Origin of the sequence: Escherichia sp. MOD1-EC4550, assembly GCF_963876935.1 — a bacterium.
GTDB lineage: Bacteria > Pseudomonadota > Gammaproteobacteria > Enterobacterales > Enterobacteriaceae > Escherichia > Escherichia coli_F.
Window position 1 is genome coordinate 70731 of the sequence record NZ_CAWNSE010000052.1, and the last position, 15778, is coordinate 86508.

General features: G+C 52.1%; 17 protein-coding genes. 16 read left to right on the forward strand and 1 reads right to left on the reverse strand.

The features are described 5' to 3' along the window. Positions 1 to 194: 194 nt before the first annotated feature. From puuD to puuE, 5 genes are all read left to right on the forward strand, one after another. Entirely contained in the window at positions 195 to 959 is a 765-nt protein-coding gene (gene puuD / locus AACU19_RS21540; RefSeq protein WP_001307158.1) for a gamma-glutamyl-gamma-aminobutyrate hydrolase, read from the forward strand. Between the two features lie 26 nt (positions 960 to 985). Next, the gene (gene puuR / locus AACU19_RS21545; RefSeq protein WP_001278727.1) at positions 986 to 1543 is read left to right on the forward strand and encodes an HTH-type transcriptional regulator PuuR; all 558 of its coding nucleotides are present in this window, start codon (positions 986 to 988) and stop codon (positions 1541 to 1543) included. A gap of 149 nt (positions 1544 to 1692) precedes the next feature. Further along, positions 1693 to 3180 (forward strand): aldehyde dehydrogenase PuuC, encoded by a 1488-nt coding sequence (puuC, locus tag AACU19_RS21550; protein ID WP_105278511.1) that lies wholly within the window; start codon positions 1693 to 1695, stop codon positions 3178 to 3180. A gap of 1 nt (position 3181) precedes the next feature. After that, positions 3182 to 4462 (forward strand): gamma-glutamylputrescine oxidase, encoded by a 1281-nt coding sequence (gene puuB, locus AACU19_RS21555; RefSeq protein WP_000134848.1) that lies wholly within the window; start codon positions 3182 to 3184, stop codon positions 4460 to 4462. A 37-nt stretch (positions 4463 to 4499) separates the two neighbouring features. Continuing rightward, positions 4500 to 5765 carry a 4-aminobutyrate transaminase gene (puuE, locus tag AACU19_RS21560; protein ID WP_105278512.1) on the forward strand — a complete coding sequence of 422 codons (1266 nt, stop codon included), beginning with the start codon at positions 4500 to 4502 and terminating at the stop codon, positions 5763 to 5765. A gap of 119 nt (positions 5766 to 5884) precedes the next feature. On the opposite strand, the gene pspF is transcribed toward puuE, so the two are convergent. Beyond that, positions 5885 to 6862, reverse strand: a complete 978-nt coding sequence (pspF, locus tag AACU19_RS21565; protein WP_001361677.1) for a phage shock protein operon transcriptional activator — start codon at positions 6860 to 6862, stop codon at positions 5885 to 5887. Positions 6863 to 7028: 166 nt separating this feature from the next. On the opposite strand from pspF, the gene pspA reads away from it, so the two are divergent. From pspA to AACU19_RS21620, 11 genes are all read left to right on the forward strand, one after another. After that, entirely contained in the window at positions 7029 to 7697 is a 669-nt protein-coding gene (pspA, locus tag AACU19_RS21570) for a phage shock protein PspA (RefSeq protein WP_000511033.1), read from the forward strand. Positions 7698 to 7750: 53 nt separating this feature from the next. Next, positions 7751 to 7975 carry an envelope stress response membrane protein PspB gene (gene pspB, locus AACU19_RS21575; protein WP_001274958.1) on the forward strand — a complete coding sequence of 75 codons (225 nt, stop codon included), beginning with the start codon at positions 7751 to 7753 and terminating at the stop codon, positions 7973 to 7975. Further along, on the forward strand, positions 7975 to 8334 hold the full coding sequence (gene pspC, locus AACU19_RS21580) for an envelope stress response membrane protein PspC (protein WP_039020818.1): 360 nt from the start codon (positions 7975 to 7977) through the stop codon (positions 8332 to 8334). Before pspB ends, pspC begins: the two co-directional genes overlap by 1 nt. Before the next feature lie 8 nt (positions 8335 to 8342). Beyond that, positions 8343 to 8564 (forward strand): phage shock protein PspD, encoded by a 222-nt coding sequence (gene pspD / locus AACU19_RS21585; RefSeq protein WP_001295585.1) that lies wholly within the window; start codon positions 8343 to 8345, stop codon positions 8562 to 8564. A 74-nt stretch (positions 8565 to 8638) separates the two neighbouring features. Continuing rightward, positions 8639 to 8953 carry a thiosulfate sulfurtransferase PspE gene (pspE, locus tag AACU19_RS21590; protein ID WP_000473128.1) on the forward strand — a complete coding sequence of 105 codons (315 nt, stop codon included), beginning with the start codon at positions 8639 to 8641 and terminating at the stop codon, positions 8951 to 8953. Between the two features lie 213 nt (positions 8954 to 9166). After that, positions 9167 to 10846, forward strand: coding sequence for a glucosylglycerate phosphorylase (ycjM, locus tag AACU19_RS21595; RefSeq protein ID WP_105278513.1), 1680 nt, complete (start codon positions 9167 to 9169; stop codon positions 10844 to 10846). 13 nt (positions 10847 to 10859) lie between these two features. Then, the gene (locus AACU19_RS21600) at positions 10860 to 12152 is read left to right on the forward strand and encodes an ABC transporter substrate-binding protein (RefSeq protein ID WP_105278514.1); all 1293 of its coding nucleotides are present in this window, start codon (positions 10860 to 10862) and stop codon (positions 12150 to 12152) included. Positions 12153 to 12172: 20 nt separating this feature from the next. Further along, positions 12173 to 13054, forward strand: coding sequence for a carbohydrate ABC transporter permease (locus tag AACU19_RS21605; protein WP_001080790.1), 882 nt, complete (start codon positions 12173 to 12175; stop codon positions 13052 to 13054). Then, complete coding sequence (locus AACU19_RS21610) at positions 13041 to 13883, forward strand: carbohydrate ABC transporter permease (protein ID WP_032302944.1); 843 nt, start codon at positions 13041 to 13043, stop codon at positions 13881 to 13883. Before AACU19_RS21605 ends, AACU19_RS21610 begins: the two co-directional genes overlap by 14 nt. A 30-nt stretch (positions 13884 to 13913) precedes the next feature. Then, positions 13914 to 14966: a zinc-dependent alcohol dehydrogenase gene (locus tag AACU19_RS21615; RefSeq protein ID WP_105278515.1), complete on the forward strand. Its 1053-nt coding sequence runs from the start codon at positions 13914 to 13916 to the stop codon at positions 14964 to 14966. Between the two features lie 16 nt (positions 14967 to 14982). Next, positions 14983 to 15771 (forward strand): sugar phosphate isomerase/epimerase family protein, encoded by a 789-nt coding sequence (locus AACU19_RS21620; RefSeq protein WP_104917318.1) that lies wholly within the window; start codon positions 14983 to 14985, stop codon positions 15769 to 15771. Positions 15772 to 15778: the final 7 nt, after the last annotated feature.

The window sequence follows — 15778 nt, forward strand, 5'->3', positions numbered from 1 at the left end:
TTGTTTTCCGCTCGTTATCAAAGCGTAAAATATAATGACCACTCTTCGAATCTGTATGCAAACTAAATGTTTGTCAAATGTTAAATTGAGTTTGCAAAAATGAAAACCCACTGCTAGATTGAAAAAATATTGAACATAAAGGTCATTTAAAGCGCAGTAATGGCGATAATTTAGTCCACTTTGTGAGATTGAGCATGGAAAATATAATGAACAATCCGGTTATCGGTGTCGTAATGTGCAGGAACAGGCTTAAGGGGCATGCGACCCAGACTCTGCAAGAAAAGTACCTGAATGCCATCATCCACGCAGGCGGCTTGCCAATTGCGCTGCCACATGCGCTGGCGGAACCGTCATTACTTGAACAACTTTTGCCGAAACTCGATGGTATTTATCTTCCTGGTAGTCCCAGCAATGTGCAGCCGCACCTATATGGTGAAAACGGCGATGAGCCTGACGCCGATCCCGGGCGTGATCTTCTGAGCATGGCGTTAATTAATGCCGCACTCGAAAGGCGCATCCCCATTTTCGCCATCTGCCGGGGTTTACAGGAACTGGTGGTGGCAACCGGTGGTTCGTTGCATCGCAAGCTGTGCGAACAGCCTGAATTGCTGGAACATCGGGAAGATCCCGAACTGCCGGTGGAACAGCAATATGCACCGTCGCATGAAGTTCAGGTTGAAGAGGGGGGATTGCTGTCTGCGTTGTTACCTGAATGTAGCAACTTTTGGGTAAACTCTCTGCATGGACAAGGGGCGAAGGTCGTTAGCCCACGGTTGCGTGTTGAAGCTCGCTCGCCGGATGGCTTAGTTGAGGCGGTTAGCGTCATCAATCATCCTTTTGCGCTGGGCGTACAGTGGCACCCGGAATGGAACAGTAGCGAGTACGCGCTTTCGCGTATATTGTTCGAGGGCTTTATCACCGCTTGTCAGCACCATATCGCTGAAAAACAGCGACTCTGACCACTACAGTTTAAGGAAATGCAAATATGAGTGATGAGGGACTGGCGCCAGGAAAACGCTTGTCGGAAATCCGCCAGCAGCAGGGGCTTTCACAACGTCGTGCCGCCGAACTCTCCGGGCTGACTCACAGTGCTATCAGTACGATAGAACAAGATAAAGTCAGCCCTGCCATCAGTACGCTGCAAAAGCTGCTGAAGGTGTATGGTCTGTCACTCTCGGAATTCTTTTCCGAGCCGGAAAAACCTGATGAGCCACAGGTCGTCATTAATCAGGACGACTTAATTGAGATGGGCAGTCAGGGTGTGTCAATGAAGCTGGTTCATAACGGTAACCCGAATCGCACGCTGGCGATGATCTTTGAAACTTACCAGCCGGGCACAACCACTGGGGAAAGAATTAAGCATCAGGGTGAGGAAATAGGCACTGTACTGGAAGGTGAAATTGTTCTGACGATTAATGGTCAGGATTACCACCTCGTCGCGGGGCAAAGTTATGCCATTAATACCGGCATCCCGCACAGTTTCAGTAATACGTCGGCAGGCATTTGCCGAATTATCAGCGCCCATACGCCCACCACGTTTTAATCTTTTTGTTCTGTAAGCCGGGTAAGCGCAATGCGCCCGGCAATCCATAAAGAATGTCGCCAGAAATAAACGGGCATACGGCCCGGGGATCTCTGCGCCCTGACGTTCACAAACTGCATATATCTGATACACGTGAAACAGGAGTCATAATGAATTTTCATCATCTGGCTTACTGGCAGGATAAAGCGTTAAGTCTCGCCATTGAAACCCGCTTATTTATTAACGGTGAATATACTGCTGCGGCGGAAAATGAAACTTTTGAAACCGTTGATCCGGTCACCCAGGCACCGCTGGCGAAAATTGCCCGCGGCAAGAGCGTCGATATCGACCGTGCGGTGAGCGCAGCACGCGGCGTATTTGAACGCGGCGACTGGTCACACTCTTCTCCGGCAAAACGTAAAGCGGTACTGAATAAACTCGCCGATTTAATGGAAGCCAACGCCGAAGAGCTGGCACTGCTGGAAACCCTCGATACCGGCAAACCGATTCGTCACAGCCTGCGTGATGATATTCCCGGCGCGGCGCGCGCCATTCGCTGGTACGCCGAAGCAATCGACAAAGTGTATGGCGAAGTGGCGACCACCAGTAGCAATGCCCTGGCGATGATCGTGCGTGAACCGGTGGGCGTGATTGCTGCCATTGTACCGTGGAACTTCCCGTTGCTGCTGACCTGCTGGAAACTCGGCCCGGCGCTGGCGGCGGGAAACAGCGTGATTCTAAAACCGTCTGAAAAATCACCGCTCAGTGCGATTCGTCTCGCCGGGCTGGCGAAAGAAGCAGGGCTGCCGGATGGTGTGTTGAACGTGGTGACGGGTTTTGGTCATGAAGCCGGGCAGGCGCTTTCGCGCCATAACGATATCGATGCCATTGCCTTTACTGGCTCAACCCGCACCGGGAAACAGCTGCTGAAGGACGCGGGCGACAGCAACATGAAACGCGTCTGGCTGGAAGCAGGCGGCAAAAGCGCCAACATCGTTTTCGCCGACTGCCCGGATCTGCAACAGGCAGCGAGTGCCACCGCCGCGGGCATCTTTTATAACCAGGGCCAGGTGTGCATCGCCGGAACGCGTTTGTTGCTGGAAGAGAGCATCGCCGATGAGTTCTTAGCCCTGTTAAAACAGCAGGCGCAAAACTGGCAGCCGGGGCATCCGCTTGATCCCGCGACCACCATGGGCACCTTAATCGACTGCGCCCACGCTGACTCGGTGCATAGCTTTATTCGGGAAGGCGAAAGCACAGGGCAACTGCTGCTGGATGGTCGTAACGCCGAGCTGGCTGCCGCCATCGGCCCGACCATCTTTGTGGATGTAGACCCGAATGCGTCCTTAAGCCGCGAAGAGATTTTCGGTCCGGTGCTGGTGGTCACGCGTTTCACATCAGAAGAACAGGCGCTACAGCTTGCCAACGACAGCCAGTACGGACTTGGCGCGGCGGTATGGACACGCGACCTCTCCCGCGCGCACCGCATGAGTCGCCGCCTGAAAGCCGGTTCCGTCTTCGTCAATAACTACAACGACGGTGATATGACCGTGCCGTTTGGCGGCTATAAGCAGAGCGGCAACGGTCGCGACAAATCCCTGCACGCCCTTGAAAAATTCACCGAACTGAAAACCATCTGGATAAGCCTGGAGGCCTGAAATGACCGAACATACCAGCAGTTATTACGCCGCCAGTGCGAATAAATACGCGCCATTCGACACGCTGAATGAGTCGATTTCCTGCGACGTTTGCGTGGTCGGCGGCGGCTATACCGGGCTTTCCTCCGCGCTGCATCTGGCGGAAGCGGGCTTTGACGTGGTGGTTCTTGAAGCCTCACGCATCGGCTTCGGCGCAAGCGGACGCAACGGCGGGCAGCTTGTGAACTCCTACAGCCGCGACATCGACGTTATCGAAAAAAGCTACGGCATGGATACCGCCCGTATGCTCGGCAGCATGATGTTCGAGGGTGGCGAGATCATCCGCGAACGTATCAAACGTTATCAGATTGACTGCGACTATCGCCCCGGCGGCCTGTTTGTGGCGATGAATGATAAACAACTCGCCACACTCGAAGAGCAGAAAGAGAACTGGGAACGCTACGGCAATAAACAGCTGGAGCTGCTGGACGCCAACGCTATTCGCCGCGAGGTCGCCAGCGATCGCTACACTGGTGCGCTGCTGGATCACAGCGGTGGGCATATTCATCCGCTAAACCTCGCCATTGGTGAAGCCGATGCCATCCGCCTGAACGGCGGGCGCGTGTATGAGCTTTCCGCCGTGACGCAGATCCAGCACACCACGCCAGCCGTGGTGCGGACTGCCAATGGTCAGGTGACGGCGAAGTATGTGATTGTCGCCGGGAATGCGTATCTGGGCGATAAAGTTGAGCCGGAACTGGCGAAACGCAGCATGCCGTGCGGCACGCAGGTGATCACCACCGAGCGGCTGTCGGAAGATTTAGCCCGTTCGCTGATCCCGAAAAACTACTGTGTGGAAGACTGTAACTATCTTCTTGATTACTACCGCCTGACTGCCGATAACCGCCTGCTGTACGGCGGCGGCGTGGTCTACGGCGCGCGCGACCCGGATGACGTTGAGCGTCTTGTTGTGCCGAAACTGCTGAAAACCTTCCCGCAGCTGAAGGGCGTGAAAATTGATTACCGCTGGACGGGCAACTTCCTGCTGACCTTGTCGCGCATGCCGCAGTTCGGTCGCCTTGATACCAACATCTATTACATGCAGGGTTACAGCGGCCACGGCGTCACCTGTACCCATCTTGCCGGGCGTTTGATTGCTGAACTGCTGCGCGGTGACGCCGAACGCTTCGACGCCTTCGCCAATCTGCCGCATTACCCGTTCCCCGGCGGGCGCACGCTGCGCGTGCCATTTACCGCGATGGGCGCGGCTTATTACAGCCTGCGCGATCGTCTGGGCGTTTAATTTCCGATTAACAGTGAAGAGTCAAAAGGTGTGAAACATGAGCAACAATGAATTCCATCAGCGTCGTCTTTCTGCTACCCCACGCGGGGTTGGCGTGATGTGTAACTTCTTCGCCCAGTCGGCAGAAAACGCCACGCTGAAGGATGTAGAGGGCAACGAATATATCGATTTCGCCGCAGGCATTGCGGTGCTGAATACCGGGCATCGCCACCCTGATCTGGTCGCGGCGGTGGAGCAGCAATTGCAACAGTTTACCCACACGGCGTATCAGATTGTGCCGTACGAAAGCTACGTCACCCTGGCGGAGAAAATCAACGCCCTTGCCCCGGTAAGCGGGCAGGCTAAAACTGCGTTCTTCACCACCGGTGCGGAAGCGGTGGAGAACGCGGTGAAAATCGCCCGCGCCCATACCGGACGCCCTGGCGTGATTGCGTTTAGCGGTGGCTTCCACGGTCGTACATATATGACCATGGCGCTGACCGGAAAGGTCGCGCCGTACAAAATCGGCTTCGGCCCGTTCCCCGGTTCGGTGTATCACGTACCTTATCCGTCAGATTTACATGGCGTTTCAACGCAGGACTCCCTCGATGCCATCGAACGCTTGTTTAAATCGGACATTGAAGCGAAGCAGGTGGCGGCGATTATTTTCGAACCGGTGCAGGGCGAAGGCGGTTTCAACGTTGCGCCAAAAGAGCTGGTTGCCGCCATTCGCCGCCTGTGCGACGAGCACGGTATTGTGATGATTGCCGATGAAGTGCAAAGCGGCTTTGCGCGTACCGGTAAACTGTTTGCCATGGATCACTACGCCGATAAGCCGGACTTAATGACGATGGCGAAAAGTCTTGCGGGCGGGATGCCGCTTTCGGGCGTGGTCGGTAACGCGAATATCATGGACGCGCCCGCGCCGGGCGGGCTTGGTGGTACCTACGCCGGGAACCCGCTGGCGGTGGCTGCCGCGCACGCGGTGCTCAACATTATCGACAAAGAATCCCTTTGCGAACGCGCTAATCAACTGGGCCAGCGTCTGACAAATACGTTGATTGATGCCAAAGAAAGCGTTCCGGCCATCGCGGCGGTACGCGGTCTGGGGGCGATGATTGCGGCAGAGTTTAACGATCCGCAAACGGGCGAGCCGTCAGCGGCGATTGCACAGAAAATCCAGCAACGCGCGCTGGCGCAGGGGCTGCTCCTGCTGACCTGTGGCGCATACGGCAACGTGATTCGCTTCCTGTATCCGCTGACCATCCCGGATGCGCAATTCGATGCGGCAATGAAAATATTGCAGGATGCGCTGAGCGATTAATAGCCCAACGCAATAATGTCTGATGCGCTGCGCTTATCAGGCCTGCAAACGACGTATTGATTATGTATGCCGGATAAGGCGTTCACGCCGCATCCGGCAAGTTGTATTGCCCAACTTCGCTAAATCTGGTGCTTTTTCAACAACGCGCGGAACTGATGATAGGTTAACCCCAGTAATTCAGCCGCGCGCTTCTGGTTATATTTCCCTTGTTGCAAACTGAGTTGCAGCAACTCTTTTTCCTGCTGCATCTGAAACTCACGTAAATCCAGCGGCAGCGTTGGAAGCGAGGTGGTTTCTGAAACGGCGATAGCGTCTTCAGGCGGACGCCGTTTAAAGGGATCAATAATAATGTCATCAAGCGGATAATCGCTGGTGCCGTGGCGATACACCGAACGTTCCACCACGTTTTTCAATTCACGAATATTTCCCGGCCAGCGATAATTCAGCAATGTTTCTCTGGCGTGCTCGGTAAAACCCGGGAACAGAGGCAGCTTGATTTCCCGACACATCTGAATGGCAAAGTGTTCTGCCATCAGCATAATGTCGCTTTCGCGCTCGCGCAGGGGCGGCAGTTGCACTACATCGAAAGCCAGCCGGTCGAGCAGGTCAGCGCGAAAAGTACCTTCATTGACCATCGCCGGGAGATCGGCATTCGTCGCGCATACCAACCGCACATTCACCTGCAATGGCTGGCTGCCGCCAACGCGCTCCAGTTCACCGTACTCAATCACGCGCAATAATTTCTCCTGTACCATCATCGGTGCCGTAGCGAGTTCATCAAGAAATAGCGTACCGCCGTCGGCACGTTCAAATCTCCCTGGATGACGTTTTTGCGCACCGGTAAACGCGCCCGCTTCGTGACCAAACAGTTCGGAATCCAGCAGATTTTCATTTAACGCCGCGCAGTTAAGGGAAATAAACGGCCCCTGCCAACGGGAGGAGAGATAATGCAGACGGCTGGCAATCAGCTCTTTACCTGTGCCGCGCTCGCCGATGATGAGCACCGGTTTGTCCAGCGGTGCGAGATGCGAAACCTGTTCCAGCACTTCGAGAAAGCTGTTCGCCTCACCGAGTAAATTATCTTTGTATTCTGCCATGATGAAATTCGCCACTTGTTAGTGTAATTCGCTAACTCATCCTGGCATGTTGCTGTTGATTCTTCAATCAGATATTTATAAATCAAAAAGATAAAAAATTGGCACGCAAATTGTATTAATAGTTCAGCAGGACAATCCTGAACGCAGAAATCAAGAGGACAACATTATGGGTATTTTTTCTCGCTTTGCCGACATCGTAAATGCCAACATCAACGCTCTATTAGAGAAAGCGGAAGATCCACAGAAACTGGTGCGTCTGATGATCCAGGAGATGGAAGATACACTGGTTGAAGTACGTTCTACTTCGGCGCGTGCGCTGGCAGAAAAGAAACAGCTGACTCGCCGTATTGAACAAGCGTCGGCGCGTGAAGTTGAATGGCAGGAAAAAGCCGAACTGGCGCTGCTGAAAGAGAGAGAAGATCTGGCGCGTGCGGCGTTAATTGAAAAACAGAAACTGACCGATCTGATTAAGAGCCTGGAACATGAAGTGACGCTGGTGGACGATACGCTGGTGCGTATGAAGAAAGAGATCGGCGAGCTGGAAAACAAATTGAGTGAAACACGCGCTCGCCAGCAGGCATTGATGTTACGCCATCAGGCGGCAAACTCGTCGCGCGATGTGCGTCGTCAGCTGGACAGTGGCAAACTGGATGAAGCAATGGCTCGTTTCGAATCTTTCGAACGTCGAATTGACCAGATGGAAGCGGAAGCAGAAAGCCACAGCTTCGGTAAACAAAAATCGCTGGACGATCAGTTTGCCGAACTGAAAGCCGATGATGCAATCAGCGAGCAACTGGCACAATTAAAAGCCAAAATGAAGCAAGACAATCAATAATAACATCCTGGCGGCGTCTGAACGCGCCGCCGCTCATCGTCTAAGGAGTCCTTATGAGCGCGCTATTTCTGGCTATTCCGTTAACCATTTTTGTGCTGTTTGTTTTACCGATCTGGTTATGGCTGCATTACAGCAATCGTTCCGGTCGCGGTGAATTGTCGCAAAGTGAGCAGCAGCGATTAGCGCAACTGGCTGATGAAGCAAAACGGATGCGCGAACGTATTCAGGCGCTGGAATCCATTCTTGATGCAGAACATCCGAACTGGAGGGATCGCTAATGGCGGGCATTAATCTCAATAAAAAATTATGGCGTATTCCACAGCGGGGCATGGTACGCGGCGTCTGCGCCGGGATTGCCAACTATTTTGATGTACCGGTAAAACTGGTACGTATCCTGGTGGTGCTGTCGATTTTCTTCGGCCTGGCGCTGTTTACCCTGGTTGCTTACATCATTTTGTCATTTGCGCTTGATCCAATGCCGGACAACATGGCCTTTGGTGAGCAGCTACCTTCCAGCAGCGAATTGCTGGATGATGTCGACCGTGAACTGGCGGCCAGTGAAACGCGTTTACGCGAGATGGAACGTTATGTCACTTCCGATACTTTCACGTTACGTAGCCGTTTCCGTCAACTGTGAGGAAAGTTATGAATACTCGCTGGCAACAGGCCGGGCAAAAGGTGAAGCCTGGTTTCAAATTAGCAGGCAAGCTGGTACTTCTTACCGCACTGCGCTATGGCCCGGCGGGTGTGGCTGGTTGGGCGATAAAATCAGTTGCTCGCCGACCGCTGAAAATGTTGCTGGCTGTGGCGCTGGAACCGCTATTAAGTCGGGCTGCCAATAAGCTGGCGCAGCGTTATAAAAGGTGAGGGGAGTTTCGCAAAAATTGTTAAAGCTAAGGCGTATTATGGATGGCAATTTTCATCCATAGAAGGACGCTTACATGTTTAAAAAAGGCTTACTTGCTCTGACACTGGTGTTTTCACTGCCCGTTTTCGCCGCTGAACACTGGATCGATGTTCGTGTTCCAGAGCAGTATCAGCAAGAGCACGTTCAGGGAGCCATCAATATTCCCCTGAAGGAAGTGAAAGAGCGCATTGCCACAGCCGTTCCGGATAAAAACGACACCGTGAAAGTGTATTGCAATGCCGGACGCCAGTCAGGGCAGGCAAAAGAGATCCTTAGCGAGATGGGATATACCCACGTTGAGAACGCTGGCGGCCTGAAAGACATCGCAATGCCGAAGGTCAAAGGTTAAAAGAATCCACCCTAAGCGGCGCTTATGCGCCGTTTACTTTTTCTGTCACACCTTATTTACATCCCCATAGATTATTTGCGTCAGCTCACAAATACGCTTTTTCCCTGGTAAAAAATGATTTCCTGCGTGACTAAAACCCTTGTGCTCAATTGACAGTTTATTTTCTGCGGAGTAGTCTCTCGTTTCATGGGACCGCTACCACAGAAAGGCAACATGAAACAGAAAATTACGGATTACCTGGACGAAATCTACGGTGGAACATTTACCGCGACTCATTTACAGAAACTTGTAACGCGTCTTGAGAGTGCGAAAAGATTAATTACACAGCGACGTAAAAAACACTGGGATGAAAGTGATGTCGTGTTAATTACCTATGCCGATCAATTTCACAGTAATGATTTAAAACCACTACCCACATTTAATCAGTTTTACCATCACTGGCTGCAAAGCATTTTTTCACATGTCCATTTGTTGCCATTTTACCCATGGTCATCTGATGATGGATTTTCGGTAATTGATTATCATCAGGTCGCCAGTGAAGCAGGGGAGTGGCAGGATATTCAGCAACTCGGTGAATGCAGTCATTTAATGTTTGATTTTGTCTGCAACCATATGTCGGCAAAAAGTGAATGGTTTAAAAACTATTTACAACAGCAGCCAGGTTTTGAAGATTTTTTTATTGCCGTTGACCCGCAAACCGATCTTAGCGCCGTCACGCGCCCACGCGCGTTACCCTTATTAACGCCGTTTAAAATGCACGATAATTCAACGCGCCATTTATGGACGACCTTTAGCGACGATCAAATTGACCTCAATTATCGCAGCCCAGATGTATTACTGGCGATGGTAGATGTGCTGTTGTGTTACCTGGAAAAAGGCGCAGAGTATGTCCGTCTGGATGCCGTTGGCTTTATGTGGAAAGAGCCGGGAACAAGCTGCATCCATCTGGAAAAAACACATCTGATTATCAAGCTGTTACGGTCGATTATTGATGACGTAGCACCAGGTACAGTGATCATTACCGAGACCAATGTTCCGCACAAAGACAACATTGCTTACTTTGGAAACGGTGATGACGAAGCGCATATGGTGTACCAGTTCTCACTGCCGCCGCTGGTGTTACATGCGGTGCAAAAACAGAACGTCGAGGCGCTGTGCCAGTGGGCGCAAAGTCTGACGTTGCCTTCCAGTAAAACCACCTGGTTTAACTTCCTCGCGTCTCATGATGGTATTGGGCTTAACCCACTGCGAGGCTTGTTGCCTGAAAGCGAGATATTAGCGCTAGTCGAGGCGTTACAGCAGGAAGGGGCATTAGTAAACTGGAAAAATAATCCCGATGGTACGCGCAGTCCGTATGAAATGAATGTCACTTATATGGATGCGTTAAGCCGCCGCGAGAGTAGCGATGAAGAACGTTGCGCCAGGTTTATCCTTGCCCATGCGATTTTGTTAATTTTCCCCGGTGTGCCAGCGATATATATTCAAAGTATTCTGGGCTCGCGTAATGATTACGCAGGTGTCGAAAAACTGGGATATAACCGTGCGATTAACCGTAAAAAATACACCAGCGAAGAGATCACGACCGAACTGAACAATAAAGCGACGTTAAGGCACGCGGTATATCATGAATTGTCGCGACTAATTAAAATTCGTCGCAGTCATAACGAGTTTCATCCAGATAATGATTTTACCATCGATACGGTTAATTCATCCGTAATGCGTATTCAAAGAAGCAACGCGGATGGTAATTGTCTGACAGGATTGTTTAATGTCAGTGAAAATATTCAGCATATAAATATTACTGACCTGCACGGTCGGGATCTGATTAGTGAAGTTGATATAGTGGGTAATGATATAACGCTGCGCCCCTGGCAGGTTATGTGGATTAAATAAAAAGGAACATCTCATGATTAAATCAAAAATCGTGCTGTTATCAGCACTGGTTTCCTGCGTCCTGATTTCAGGTTGTAAAGAAGAAAATAAAACGAATGTTTCCATCGAGTTTATGCATTCTTCGGTGGAACAGGAACGCCAGGCGGTAATTAGTCAGTTAATTGCGCGTTTTGAAAAAGAAAACCCAGGCATCACTGTTAAACAAGTGCCGGTGGAAGAAGATGCCTATAACACCAAAGTCATCACCCTTTCCCGTAGCGGCTCGCTGCCGGAAGTGATCGAAACCAGCCATGACTACGCGAAAGTGATGGACAAAGAACAGCTTATCGATCGCAAAGCGGTTGCTACGGTCATCAGTAATGTCGGTGAAGGCGCGTTTTATGACGGCGTTCTGCGGATTGTGCGCACCGAAGATGGTAGCGCCTGGACCGGTGTTCCTGTCAGCGCATGGATTGGCGGTATCTGGTATCGCAAAGATGTCCTGGCAAAAGCCGGGCTGGATGAGCCGAAAAACTGGCAACAGTTGCTGGATGTCGCACAGAAACTGAACGATCCGGCGAATAAAAAATACGGTATTGCACTGCCGACGGCAGAAAGCGTACTGACGGAACAATCGTTCTCCCAGTTTGCGTTATCCAATCAGGCCAACGTTTTTAACGCCGAAGGCAAAATCACCCTTGATACGCCGGAGATGATGCAGGCGCTGACCTATTACCGCGACCTTGCTGCCAACACCATGCCGGGTTCTAACGACATTATGGAAGTGAAAGACGCCTTTATGAACGGCACCGCGCCGATGGCGATTTACTCCACCTACATCCTTCCGGCTGTGATTAAAGAAGGCGACCCGAAAAATGTCGGTTTCGTGGTGCCAACCGAGAAAAACTCGGCGGTCTACGGCATGTTGACATCGCTGACCATTACCGCCGGGCAAAAAAGCGAAGAGACGGAAGCGGCGGAAAAATTTGTCACCTTTATGGAGCAGGCGGACAACATTGCCGACTGGGTGATGATGTCGCCAGGCGCGGCGCTGCCGGTGAACAAAGCGGTTGTGACGACTGCCACCTGGAAAGATAACGACGTGATTAAGGCGCTGGGAGACTTGCCGAATCAGTTGATTAGCGAACTGCCAAACATTCAGGTCTTTGGTGCGGTAGGGGACAAAAACTTTACCCGCATGGGCGATGTCACGGGGTCTGGTGTGGTGAGTTCAATGGTGCATAACGTCACCGTGGGGAAAGCCGATCTCTCAACCACGCTGCAAGCGAGCCAGAAAAAGCTGGATGAACTGATCGAACAGCACTAATCCCAGGACAGGAATCCGCAATGAACAGGCTTTTTTCAGGTCGTTCCGATATGCCCTTTGCGCTGCTGCTTCTCGCGCCCAGCTTATTACTGCTGGGCGGTCTGGTGGCGTGGCCAATGGTGTCGAATATCGAAATCAGTTTTTTACGTCTGCCGCTTAATCCCAACATCGAGTCAACGTTTGTTGGGGTGAGCAACTATGTGCGTATTCTCTCCGATCCCGGCTTCTGGCACTCGCTGTGGATGACGGTCTGGTATACCGCGCTGGTGGTGGCAGGTAGCACCGTGCTCGGCCTGGCGGTGGCGATGTTTTTCAACCGCGAGTTTCGCCTGCGCAAAACCGCGCGTTCGTTGGTGATCCTCTCCTACGTAACGCCGTCCATTTCGCTGGTGTTCGCCTGGAAATACATGTTCAACAACGGCTACGGCATTGTGAACTACCTCGGCGTCGATCTTCTGCATCTCTATGAGCAGGCGCCGCTGTGGTTCGATAACCCGGGCAGTAGTTTTGTGCTGGTGGTGCTGTTCGCCATCTGGCGCTACTTCCCTTATGCCTTTATCTCGTTTCTGGCGATTTTGCAGACTATTGATAAATCGCTGTACGAAGCGGCAGAGATGGACGGCGCGAATGCCTGGCAACGGTTTCGCATCGTCACGCTGCCCGCGATTATGCCGGTCCTGGCGACGGTGGTGACTCTGCGTACCATCTGGATGTTCTACATGTTCGCTGACGTTTATTTGCTGACGACCAAGGTCGATATTCTCGGCGTCTATCTCTACAAAACCGCCTTTGCCTTTAATGATTTAGGGAAAGCGGCGGCGATCTCGGTGGTGCTCTTCATCATTATTTTCGCTGTCATTCTGCTGACCAGAAAACGGGTGAACCTCAATGGCAACAAATAAACGCACACTCAGTCGCATCGGTTTTTACTGCGGGCTGGCGCTGTTTCTCATCATCACGCTGTTTCCGTTTTTTGTGATGTTGATGACCTCGTTCAAAAGCGCGAAAGAGGCGATCTCGCTGCATCCTACGCTGCTGCCACAGCAGTGGACGTTGGAGCATTACGTCGACATTTTTAATCCGGTGATTTTCCCGTTTGTCGATTATTTCCGTAACAGCCTGGTGGTGTCGGTAGTTTCATCCGTGATAGCAGTATTTCTCGGCATTCTCGGGGCTTACGCGCTTTCCCGCCTGCGCTTTAAAGGGCGAATGACCATCAACGCCAGCTTCTACACGGTGTACATGTTCTCCGGCATTTTGCTGGTGGTGCCGCTGTTCAAAATCATCACTGCGCTTGGCATTTACGACACCGAGATGGCGCTGATCATCACCATGGTGACGCAAACCCTGCCTACCGCCGTGTTTATGCTGAAAAGCTACTTCGACACCATCCCCGATGAAATCGAAGAAGCGGCGATGATGGATGGCCTCAACCGGCTGCAAATCATCTTCCGCATCACGGTACCGCTGGCGATGTCCGGGCTGATATCCGTGTTCGTCTACTGCTTTATGGTGGCGTGGAACGACTATCTGTTTGCCTCGATTTTCCTCTCCAGCGCCAGCAATTTCACTTTACCGGTAGGCCTGAACGCGCTGTTCAGTACCCCTGATTACATCTGGGGCCGAATGATGGCGGCCTCGCTGGTGACCGCATTGCCGGTGGTGATTATGTATGCACTTTCGGAACGTTTTATTAAGAGTGGTTTGACCGCCGGTGGAGTGAAGGGCTAAAGCGGCCAGTTTCTTGACAAGGAGTTTTACATGAAAAAGTTAGTAGCCACAGCACCGCGCGTTGCCGCGTTGGTGGAGTATGAAGACAGGGCGATTTCAGCCAATGAAGTGAAGATCCGCGTGCGGTTCGGCGCGCCGAAACACGGGACGGAAGTGGTCGATTTCCGCGCCGCCAGCCCGTTTATTAATGAAGACTTTAATGGCGAATGGCAGATGTTCACCCCCCGTCCGGCAGATGCGCCGCGCGGCATTGAGTTTGGCAAGTTCCAGCTTGGCAACATGGTGGTTGGCGACATTATCGAGTGCGGCAGCGAGGTTACCGACTACGCGGTGGGCGACAGCGTATGCGGCTACGGCCCGCTTTCCGAAACGGTCATCATTAACGCGGTGAATAACTACAAACTGCGCAAAATGCCGCAAGGTAGCTCGTGGAAAAACGCCGTCTGTTACGACCCGGCGCAGTTTGCCATGAGCGGCGTGCGCGATGCCAACGTGCGCGTGGGCGATTTTGTGGTGGTAGTCGGGCTTGGTGCGATTGGTCAAATTGCCATTCAACTGGCAAAACGCGCTGGCGCGTCGGTGGTGATTGGTGTCGATCCTATCGCTCATCGCTGTGATATTGCCCGTCGCCACGGTGCGGATTTCTGCCTTAACCCCATTGGCACGGATGTAGGCAAAGAGATTAAAACGCTGACCGGCAAGCAGGGTGCCGATGTGATTATCGAAACCAGCGGCTACGCCGACGCGCTGCAATCGGCACTGCGCGGCCTGGCTTATGGCGGCACCATCTCGTATGTCGCATTTGCCAAACCATTTGCCGAAGGTTTCAACCTCGGACGTGAAGCGCATTTCAACAACGCCAAAATTGTCTTCTCTCGTGCGTGCAGTGAACCGAACCCGGATTATCCGCGCTGGAGCCGCAAGCGTATTGAAGAAACCTGCTGGGAACTGCTGATGAACGGTTATCTCAATTGTGAAGATTTAATCGACCCAGTGGTGACCTTTGCTAAAAGCCCGGAAAGCTACATGCAGTATGTCGACCAGCATCCGGAACAGAGCATCAAAATGGGCGTAACTTTTTAATTCTAAGGACGGAAAAATGAAAATCGGTACACAGAATCAGGCCTTCTTTCCGGAAAATATTCTGGAGAAATTTCGTTATATCAAAGAGATGGGTTTTGATGGCTTTGAGATTGACGGCAAACTGCTGGTTAACAATATCGAAGAAGTCAAAGCAGCGATCAAAGAAACCGGTTTACCGGTGACCACCGCCTGCGGCGGCTATGACGGCTGGATTGGCGACTTTATTGAAGAGCGTCGTCTTAATGGTTTAAAGCAGATCGAGCGCATTCTTGAGGCGCTGGCAGAAGTGGGCGGTAAAGGGATTGTCGTTCCGGCTGCGTGGGGCATGTTTACCTTTCGCTTACCGCCGATGACCTCGCCGCGCAGCCTGGACGGCGATCGTCAAATGGTGAGCGATTCCCTGCGTTTCCTGGAAAAGGTAGCCGCGCGTACCGGAACGGTGGTGTATCTCGAACCGCTAAACCGCTATCAGGACCACATGATCAACACGCTCGCCGATGCTCGTCGTTACATCGTCGAAAACAACCTTAAACATGTGCAGATTATCGGCGATTTCTATCACATGAACATCGAAGAGGATAACCTGGCGCAGGCGCTGCATGACAACCGTGACCTGCTTGGTCATGTGCATATTGCCGATAACCATCGCTATCAGCCGGGCAGCGGCACCCTCGATTTCCACGCGCTGTTTGAACAGTTGCGCGCCGATAACTATCAGGGCTATGTGGTGTATGAAGGGCGCATTCGGGCAGAAGATCCTGCTCAGGCGTACCGTGATTCTTTGGCCTGGTTGCGCACCTGCTAAGAGGTCT

Bases quoted from the DNA above. Each gene is read 5' to 3' on its own strand.
- pspC (WP_039020818.1), top strand. From the start codon at position 7,975: ATGGCGGGCATTAATCTCAATAAAAAATTATGGCGTATTCCACAGCGG.
- pspB (WP_001274958.1), top strand. From the start codon at position 7,751: ATGAGCGCGCTATTTCTGGCTATTCCGTTAACCATTTTTGTGCTGTTT.
- puuR (WP_001278727.1), top strand. From the start codon at position 986: ATGAGTGATGAGGGACTGGCGCCAGGAAAACGCTTGTCGGAAATCCGC.
- AACU19_RS21615 (WP_105278515.1), top strand. From the start codon at position 13,914: ATGAAAAAGTTAGTAGCCACAGCACCGCGCGTTGCCGCGTTGGTGGAG.
- pspD (WP_001295585.1), top strand. From the start codon at position 8,343: ATGAATACTCGCTGGCAACAGGCCGGGCAAAAGGTGAAGCCTGGTTTC.
- ycjM (WP_105278513.1), top strand. From the start codon at position 9,167: ATGAAACAGAAAATTACGGATTACCTGGACGAAATCTACGGTGGAACA.
- AACU19_RS21620 (WP_104917318.1), top strand. From the start codon at position 14,983: ATGAAAATCGGTACACAGAATCAGGCCTTCTTTCCGGAAAATATTCTG.
- pspA (WP_000511033.1), top strand. From the start codon at position 7,029: ATGGGTATTTTTTCTCGCTTTGCCGACATCGTAAATGCCAACATCAAC.
- AACU19_RS21605 (WP_001080790.1), top strand. From the start codon at position 12,173: ATGAACAGGCTTTTTTCAGGTCGTTCCGATATGCCCTTTGCGCTGCTG.
- pspF (WP_001361677.1), bottom strand. From the start codon at position 6,862: ATGGCAGAATACAAAGATAATTTACTCGGTGAGGCGAACAGCTTTCTC.
- puuB (WP_000134848.1), top strand. From the start codon at position 3,182: ATGACCGAACATACCAGCAGTTATTACGCCGCCAGTGCGAATAAATAC.
- pspE (WP_000473128.1), top strand. From the start codon at position 8,639: ATGTTTAAAAAAGGCTTACTTGCTCTGACACTGGTGTTTTCACTGCCC.
- puuE (WP_105278512.1), top strand. From the start codon at position 4,500: ATGAGCAACAATGAATTCCATCAGCGTCGTCTTTCTGCTACCCCACGC.
- AACU19_RS21600 (WP_105278514.1), top strand. From the start codon at position 10,860: ATGATTAAATCAAAAATCGTGCTGTTATCAGCACTGGTTTCCTGCGTC.
- puuC (WP_105278511.1), top strand. From the start codon at position 1,693: ATGAATTTTCATCATCTGGCTTACTGGCAGGATAAAGCGTTAAGTCTC.
- puuD (WP_001307158.1), top strand. From the start codon at position 195: ATGGAAAATATAATGAACAATCCGGTTATCGGTGTCGTAATGTGCAGG.
- AACU19_RS21610 (WP_032302944.1), top strand. From the start codon at position 13,041: ATGGCAACAAATAAACGCACACTCAGTCGCATCGGTTTTTACTGCGGG.